The sequence below is a fragment of the Oceanibaculum pacificum genome (genome assembly GCF_001618175.1).
GTDB lineage: Bacteria > Pseudomonadota > Alphaproteobacteria > Oceanibaculales > Oceanibaculaceae > Oceanibaculum > Oceanibaculum pacificum.
On sequence record NZ_LPXN01000097.1, the window covers coordinates 19,000 to 26,534 of the forward strand.

Annotated in this window: 7 protein-coding genes; 3 read left to right on the forward strand and 4 right to left on the reverse strand. The window is 64.3% G+C overall.

Annotated features, from left to right (window positions below):
• Nucleotides 1-5: 5 nt before the first annotated feature.
• A complete protein-coding gene (locus AUP43_RS07810; protein ID WP_067554771.1) occupies nt 6-1,037 on the reverse strand; it encodes an aldo/keto reductase in 1,032 nt (343 codons plus the stop codon).
• Nucleotides 1,038-1,065: 28 nt separating this feature from the next.
• A complete protein-coding gene (locus AUP43_RS07815; protein ID WP_067554774.1) occupies nt 1,066-2,169 on the reverse strand; it encodes a Gfo/Idh/MocA family protein in 1,104 nt (367 codons plus the stop codon).
• A 251-nt stretch (nt 2,170-2,420) separates the two neighbouring features.
• On the opposite strand from AUP43_RS07815, the gene AUP43_RS07820 reads away from it, so the two are divergent.
• Nucleotides 2,421-3,338 carry an AraC family transcriptional regulator gene (locus AUP43_RS07820; RefSeq protein ID WP_067554777.1) on the forward strand — a complete coding sequence of 306 codons (918 nt, stop codon included), beginning with the start codon at nt 2,421-2,423 and terminating at the stop codon, nt 3,336-3,338.
• Nucleotides 3,339-3,392: 54 nt separating this feature from the next.
• On the opposite strand, the gene AUP43_RS07825 is transcribed toward AUP43_RS07820, so the two are convergent.
• Together AUP43_RS07825 and AUP43_RS07830 are read right to left on the reverse strand one after the other, a co-directional pair.
• Entirely contained in the window at nt 3,393-4,349 is a 957-nt protein-coding gene (locus tag AUP43_RS07825; RefSeq protein ID WP_067554781.1) for an aspartyl/asparaginyl beta-hydroxylase domain-containing protein, read from the reverse strand.
• A gap of 9 nt (nt 4,350-4,358) precedes the next feature.
• Complete coding sequence (locus tag AUP43_RS07830; protein WP_067554784.1) at nt 4,359-5,183, reverse strand: MipA/OmpV family protein; 825 nt, start codon at nt 5,181-5,183, stop codon at nt 4,359-4,361.
• Nucleotides 5,184-5,338: 155 nt separating this feature from the next.
• Between AUP43_RS07830 and AUP43_RS07835 the strand changes: the two genes are divergently transcribed.
• Both AUP43_RS07835 and AUP43_RS07840 read left to right on the forward strand, forming a co-directional pair.
• On the forward strand, nt 5,339-6,091 hold the full coding sequence (locus tag AUP43_RS07835; RefSeq protein WP_084462644.1) for a response regulator: 753 nt from the start codon (nt 5,339-5,341) through the stop codon (nt 6,089-6,091).
• Nucleotides 6,088-7,515 carry an ATP-binding protein gene (locus tag AUP43_RS07840; RefSeq protein ID WP_157089273.1) on the forward strand — a complete coding sequence of 476 codons (1,428 nt, stop codon included), beginning with the start codon at nt 6,088-6,090 and terminating at the stop codon, nt 7,513-7,515. The genes AUP43_RS07835 and AUP43_RS07840 overlap by 4 nt, the downstream gene beginning before the upstream one ends.
• Nucleotides 7,516-7,535: the final 20 nt, after the last annotated feature.

Consider the following 7,535-nt stretch of genomic DNA (forward strand, 5'->3'; position numbering starts at 1 on the left):
CGAGTCTATGCGGTGCGGCTGCCGGGGGCATTGAGCAGCCAGCCCGGATATTCGGCCGGCAGCCGGCTGACGGCATCGAGCGCGGATAGGTCGGCGTCGTCCAGCACGATCTCGGTCGCCTTGATGTTCCCGGTCAATTGCCCGACACGCTTCGCGCCGAGGATGATTGTCGACACGGCTGGCTGCCTCAGCAACCAGGCAAGGGCGATTTGCGCCGGAGGGCGGCCATGCTTTTCGCCCACCGATCTTAGGACGGCGATAAGCGGTTCCCCACGGCTGCGGTCGATTGGCGGAAAGTCCAGCGTCGTCTGCCGGCCCGCTTCGCCGTCGCTTCCGTCACCGCTACCCCCGGCCGAGTATTTCCCGCTCAGATAGCCGCCCGCGAGCGGGCTCCAGACCATCAGCCCGACCTGTTCCGAGGTCAGCAGCGGGACGATCTCGCGTTCCGCATCGCGGCCGACGAGCGTGTAATAGGCTTGCAGCGAGGCGATCGGTGCAAGGGTGCGCGCCCGCGTTATGCCGATCGCCTTCATGACCTGCCAGGCGGCCCAGTTGGACAGTCCGACATAGCGAACGTCGCCGGCGCGAACGAGCGCGTCGAGCGCCTCCAGCGTTTCCTCCATCGGGGTCGCCGGGTCGAAGGCGTGAATCTGGTAGAGGTCGATATGGTCCACGCCAAGCCGGGCGAGGCTGGCCCGGCACTCGCTGATGATGTGCCGCCGGGACGCGCCGCGCCTGTTCGGCCCTTCACCCATCGTCGAGCCAACCTTGCTGGCGATAATCACATCGTCCCGCGCGACGCCGAGATTCCTGAGCGACTGCCCCAGGATTTCCTCGCTGCGCCCATTCGCATAGACATTGGCCGTATCGAAGAGGTTGATGCCAGCCTCCAGGGCCGCCTTCACCAACCCATCGGCCTCCTCCTGCCCGAGCCTGCCGACTTGCCCCCAGATACCCTCGGCGCCGCCAAAGGTCATGGCGCCGAAACACATCTCCGACACAAACAATCCGCTATTTCCCAGCCTGCGCATCCGCATGGTGGAACTTCTCCTCATAAAGCTTCGGTTAAGCGAGGTTTCGCTGCCGTTCGCCGGTCAGCGCCGCGCGTTCGACCGCGGCCACTAGGCGGCTATTGTGCAATGCGTGATCGAATCCGGGCGTTTCATGGGTGCCCGACGCCAGATCGCGCGCCAGGGAGGCGTAAACCTCGCCGACATTGATGGCGGCTCCCTTCCAGAAGTCGGCGGCCATCGGACCGACGCCGGTGGCTACCGGTGCGTCCGGGGCAGCGAACGCGGCGCTGGACGACAAGGTGAGGTCTCCGACCTGCACGCCGGCAAGGTGGTTGCCGGTGATTTTCAGCCAGCCGTCAGACCCGCGGATTTCGAAGGTGAAGTTCGCCTCCTCGGCCGGCACACCGGCCAGAATCTGAACCGAGACCGGTGCACCGCTTGCGGTTTTGGCGATCAGATCGACATGATCGGGAATCTCCCGCCGGGAGATTTCACCGGTATCGACGATCTCGATCTCGGGCCAGAGCAGCTCGGTGCGGGCATCGAGCTCGGTGATGGCGCCGAGCACTTTCTCGATGACGTCCAGGACATGTCCCGTCGTGATGGTCAGGAAGCTGGCTCCCGAGGCCGCCTTATTGAAATAGTCATAGGCGCTGGGCGATTGTGGGCCATACCCGAATGTCGTCGCTGCGACGCGGGCCGACATCGGCCGGCCGATCTTGCCAGAGGCGACCAGTTCAGCGGCGCGGCGAAGGGCGGGATTGTGCCGACCCTGCAAGCCGATCGCGGTATGCAGGCCCGTTGCCGCAGCGGCCATCTCCTCGGTTTCGGCCAGTGTCGCGCCAAGCGGGGATTCGCAGTACACGGCTTTCCCGGCCGCGAGCGCGGCCAGCACAAGCTCCTTGTGCGCGGGCACTTTCACGGCGACCGTGACGAGGTCGATGTTCTCGTCCCGGATCATCGCATAGGGATCGGCAAACCAACGCTCGGCGCCGAACGCCTCGGCGGCAGCCTTGGCGCTTGCTTCCCGGCGGGTCGCCACGGCGGCCAGCACGAACGAGGGCTGCGATTGCAGCGCCGGTATGTGCGACGCGCCCGCCCAACTGGCGTTGGCATCGGCCCCGATTATTCCGATACGAATTTTTCTATCCGCCATTTAACCATGCTCCCGTATTTGCAATCAGCTGCCATTTGGCACCGCTGCCCGGAACATAGGGATGGGGCCCTCCCGGCCCCTATGCAGAAACTATCAGAAGCTTGCCTGCTTCTCTCATTCGCCGGCGGCCCCTATAGCCCTGGGCGGGAGCAGGTCGTTGGAGAAGTGGGGCGCGCTCTTGATAGGCAATGCATAGCCCCCGACATCAAGGTCGATGTGTTGTCGTGAGAAGCGAGTTAAGGGCCCCCCGAATGAAGCCAGACTTTTCTGACCTGCTGGGCGTCATTGAGCGCCATGCGCGCGAGGATTACGTGACGCCGATAGACGGGCTCAAAGTCGGCCGGACGGATGTGCCGTCCGAGGTTGGCCACTCGATCTACCAGCCATCCTTCGGGCTGGTCGCGCGCGGCGTAAAGGAGATGATGGTTGGGGAGACCCCGTTTCGTTACGCAGCCGGAGAATCCTTGCTCTGTGCCGTGGATGTCCCGGTCACCTCGCAGGTCACCGAGGCAAGCCCCTCCGCGCCCTATCTGGCCATTCATCTGGAGATCGATCCGTCCGTGGTGGCGGATCTTCTGCGCGAGCAGACGGGTTCCATCCAAAAAGCGTCGGATAATCTGGTGGCCGGTAAATACAAGCTCGATCCGGCGCTTTTCGATCCGCTTATCCGTTTGCTGTCGCTGCTCGACCGGCCGCACGACATTGCGGTCATGGCGCCGCTGATTCGGCGCGAAATTGTCTGGAAGCTGCTGCATACGGAACATGGCCCGCTGCTCAGCCAGCTTGCTTTTGCCAATGGCCACGCCACGCGCATAGGCCGGGCCACCGCCTGGCTCAGGGAGCATTTCGCCGAGGCGCTGTGCGTGAGCACGCTCGCCGCCAAGGCCAATATGAGCGTGCCGACCTTCCACCGGCATTTCAAGGCGGTGACGTCGCTGACGCCGATCCAGTTCCAGAAGCGGATTCGGTTGCAGGAGGCCCGGCGCGGACTGTCGAAAGCCAGCACCATCTCGGCGGTGGCCTATGATGTCGGCTATGAGAGCATATCGCAGTTCAACCGGGATTATCGCCGCCTCTTCAACTTGACGCCGAGCGAAGATGCCGCGGCGCTGCGTGCCACGCTGAAGCGTGATTTTGGCCATAGCCGCCAGGTTGCGACCTCGACCTGACGGCGGCGGGGCGCGGGTCGCCCGCCTTTAAGCCTGTCCTGATCGGGGGGCAGATCACAGCCGGTCGAGCAACTGCGCCACGCCCGCGGCCAGGCCTATCGGCACCAGCACCAGCAAAATATTCACCGACCATTTGACGACGCGGTAGAGCGGCCGGTTCGTCGATTTCAGCGCCTTAGCGCGCGCCAGCACGGGCGCGAGGCCGGCGAATATTCTGTTGGCCAGGCCGCGCTGGTCTTCCAGCGTGTTTGGCACTATCGAGGCGCGTGCGAGCGTTCGGTAGGCCGCGTTGAACAGCCGCCCGAACAGGTTCAGCGGGCGCCTGACATCGCACATCAGAATGAGGCGGTCGGAATCCGTGTCGTTGCGGACATAGTGCAGATAGGTCTCGTCGAAGAGGATCACTTCGCCATCGCGCCAGCTTCGCTTCTGACCATCAACATTGATGAAACAGGCATCGGAATTGGGCGTGGCCAGACCCAGATGGTAGCGCAGCGATATGGCGATGGGGTCCGCGTGCCGCGTCAATTGCGAGCGCGGGGGCAGGTAGGCGAACATGGCGCCATGCACCGCCGGCACCCTGGCCAGTATCTCCACCGTCCTGGGGCAGAGCGATTGGGCCGAATGGTGGGTGTAGCCATACCAGTTCAGGTAGAATCGGCTCCAGCCATATTTGAAGAATGTCCTGAAGCCGAGATCGTAGGAACCCGCCGTGCCCGGGCGTTTGGTGGCTTCGAAATAATTCTGACGCACCAGCGCCAGCCCTTCCTCGCGAATGATCTGCCAATTCTGCTGGAGAAGATCGAGTTCCGGAAAGTCGGCCGGGTCGAGATTGGCTTTCGATCCGCGTGGCTGCGTCGTCATGTAGAGGACGCAGTTCAACGGCGAGAAGATTGGCCAGCTCTTGCGGAAATACTCGTTCAGCCCGCTATAGCGGGCCTCGCCGCGAAAGCGATAGACATAGACGATGCTCGCGACCGTAAAGGTGGTTATGGCGGCAAGAACGGGCATGATCGTCGCTCAGAATCTGTAGCTGACGAACAGGCCGGTGGAAAACTGATTCTCTGAGCCGCGATCCTGCACCAGCGGGCTGTCGGCGGCGTCGCCCAGTATGCGCTTGTAGCCCAGCCGGCCGGTGACGCTCCAATTCTCCGTCACCCGATAATCGAGATCGAGGGTGATGCCGGCATCCTTGAAGCCGCTTTCCGCCTGATATTGCGGCATTCCCGACCGCATGGCCTGGCTGGCCGTGACGCCGTAGAAGGCTTGCGTGTAATCATCGTCCGCCCAGGTGGCGGAAATTTCGCTGCGCAGCATCAGCTTCGGGCCCAGCGACAGCCGATGGCCGGCCGAGAGTTCCGCCATAAGCCCGTCATGGGAATCGCTCACATCGCTGAGTACGGTGAGGCCGGCCGACCAGGGGCCGGTGCTGTAGGTGATGAAGCCGCCGAGTTCGATGGCGCCGTCGATATCGCCCATGCCGCGCAGATCGTCATTATCGTCCTGGTCGCGGCCGGATCGATAGTGGGCCAGCGGCCCGATCTGCAAGACGTCTCCCGGTCCCGGGCCTTGCAGGGTGAAGACATTGGCGCCCAGCGTCGGGCCGCGCAGGAAGACCAGATCGCGGTAATTCACCATCAGCAGGGGGATCAGCTCGATCTCGTAATCGTCGCTGCCCTCGTAATCCGGCTGGACCAGCCCGCCGCCGCCCAGCCGGATGTCCCAATTGCTTTTCCCCGGCGGTTGCTGGCCTGGCTGTTGGGCAAAGGCGACGGACGACAGGGCGGACAGCGCCACGGCGGCAAGCAAGGCAGGCGACAGGCGGGAAAGGATCGTGTTTTTCATCGGGGATAAGGCCCTTTTAAGGGGTGGGATGGCGCCACCCTACCCGCCGGGGCCGTGCCGGCGGGTGTCGGCACGGTATCAATATGTTTCAGAATGTTGCAGGGCATGCGACGGGGCCGGGCTGGCTGATATAGTGGCGGCAGCCGGAGGCAGATGTGACAGTCAAACCCACCACCCATGTCCTGATCGTCGATGACGATCACCGCATACGCGCGATGCTGGCGCGCTTCCTGTCCGACCATGGCCTGAAAGTGAGCCAGGCCGGCGATGGCCAGGCGATGTTCGCCTTGTGCGCGGCCGCGCGTATCGACGTCATCGTGCTGGATATCATGATGCCGGGCGAGGACGGCCTGTCGCTCTGCCGCCGGATGCGGGCGCAGAGCAGCGTGCCGATCATCCTGCTGACCGCGATGAGCGGCGACACCGACCGGATCATCGGGCTGGAGATCGGCGCCGACGATTACGTGGTCAAGCCGTTCAATCCACGCGAGCTGCTGGCCCGCATCCGCGCCGTCACGCGACGGCTGGGCGCCGCCAGCATCAATGCCGAACGCCCGGTTGCGACCCTCTATGAGTTCGCCGGCTGGCAGCTCAATTCCAGCCGGCGCACCCTGACCTCCCCAGCCGGCGAGCTCACCGACCTGACCAGCGGCGAATTCGACCTGCTGGCGGCCTTCCTGGAACACCCCCAGCGGGTGCTGACGCGCGACCAGCTTCTGGATCTGGCGCATGGCCGCATGAGCGAGGCCTATGATCGCAGCATCGATGTGCAGATCAGCCGGTTGCGCCGCAAGATCGAAGCCGACCCGCAGGAGCCGGCCTTCATCAAGACGATCCGCAATGAAGGCTATTTCTTCGCTGCGCCGGTTGCCCTGCAACAGGATCCGGCGATGAGGAAACACGGGTGAAACTTCCCCTCTGGTCCCGCCTGCGGCTCGCCCCGCGAATCGCCCTCGTTGTGTTTTGCAGCTTGATGGCGATGACCTTCGTCGACGAGGTGGCCCCGCTGGTGATCCGGCCGAGCGAAATCGTCGTGTTTCAGCGCGACTGGCTGATCGGCACGCTGCGGGATATCCGGGATCGCAGCATTGAAGCGCCTGCGGCCGAGCGAGCAGCCGTGCTGCAGGAACTGCCGGCGCGGCGCTGGCTGGACGTGACGGTGCTGGAGACGAATCCAGGCTTCCACAAACCGACGCCGAGTGGCGGCTTTACCGATCTGCGCGAGCAGATCGCCGCCACGCTCGGCCTGGAATCGCAGGATGTCGTGCTGATGGCGCGCGAGATGCACGACCCCGACCAGTCGGTGCGCTCGCTTGTCGTCATTCTGCCGGAGTTGCCGGTGACGCTGCTCAACAAGGTTGCCGATGACCAGCAGCGCAACATGATGAGCAGCGACCTGCGCATCGGCTTCCGCATCGGCCCCCAGCAATGGCTGGTCGTGACGCCCAAGAGCGACGGCATGGAAACCGCGCGGATGATCCGTAACGTATTGCTGCCGCTCGCGGCGATACTGTTCATCATCCTGTTCTCGGTCTGGGTGGCGCGCGGCGTGGCGCGGCCGCTGGACGATCTGGCGGCGGCGGCCGAAAAGCTGGGCCGCGACCGCGAGCTTAGCCTTGTCGGCAATTTCAATGCGCCGGAGCTGCGGGCCATCGGCGAGACCTTCAACGCCATGCAGCGGCGGTTGAAGCAGTTCGTCGACGACCGCCTGCACATGATCGCCGCCATCAGCCATGATTTGCGCACGCCGCTCACCCGGCTGCGGCTGTTCGCCGAATATGTGCCGGACCCGGACCAGCGGCGTCAGGTGCTGTCGGATATCAAGGATATGGAGGCCATGGTCAGCGCGACGCTGACCTACGCCAGCAACCAGTTGAAGGATGAGGCGCACAGCGCCGTCGATCTGGGCTCGCTGCTGATCAGCCTGTGCGACACCGCCGCCGATGCGGGCTGCCGCGTGACCTATGAAGGCCCCGATCATGCCGGCCTGGTCTGCCGGCCTGTGGCGATCCGCCGCGCCTTCGCCAATCTGATCGACAATGGCTGCAAGTTTGGCAGCGAGGTGAAGGTGACGCTGCGCGACACGCCGGATAGCATCGTCATCACCATCGCCGATGACGGGCCCGGCGTTCCCGCGGCCCAGCGCGAGGAGGCTTTCCGCCCCTTTACGCGGCTGGAGGTTTCACGCAACCGCGAAACCGGCGGCACCGGCCTTGGCCTGACCATCGCGCGCGACGTGATCCTGGCCCAGGGCGGCGTCATTGAGCTGGGTGATGCACCGGCCGGCGGCCTGCTGGTCACGGTGACGCTGCGGCGGCAACAGCTCTCTTGAGGGTGTGATACGGCCCAACC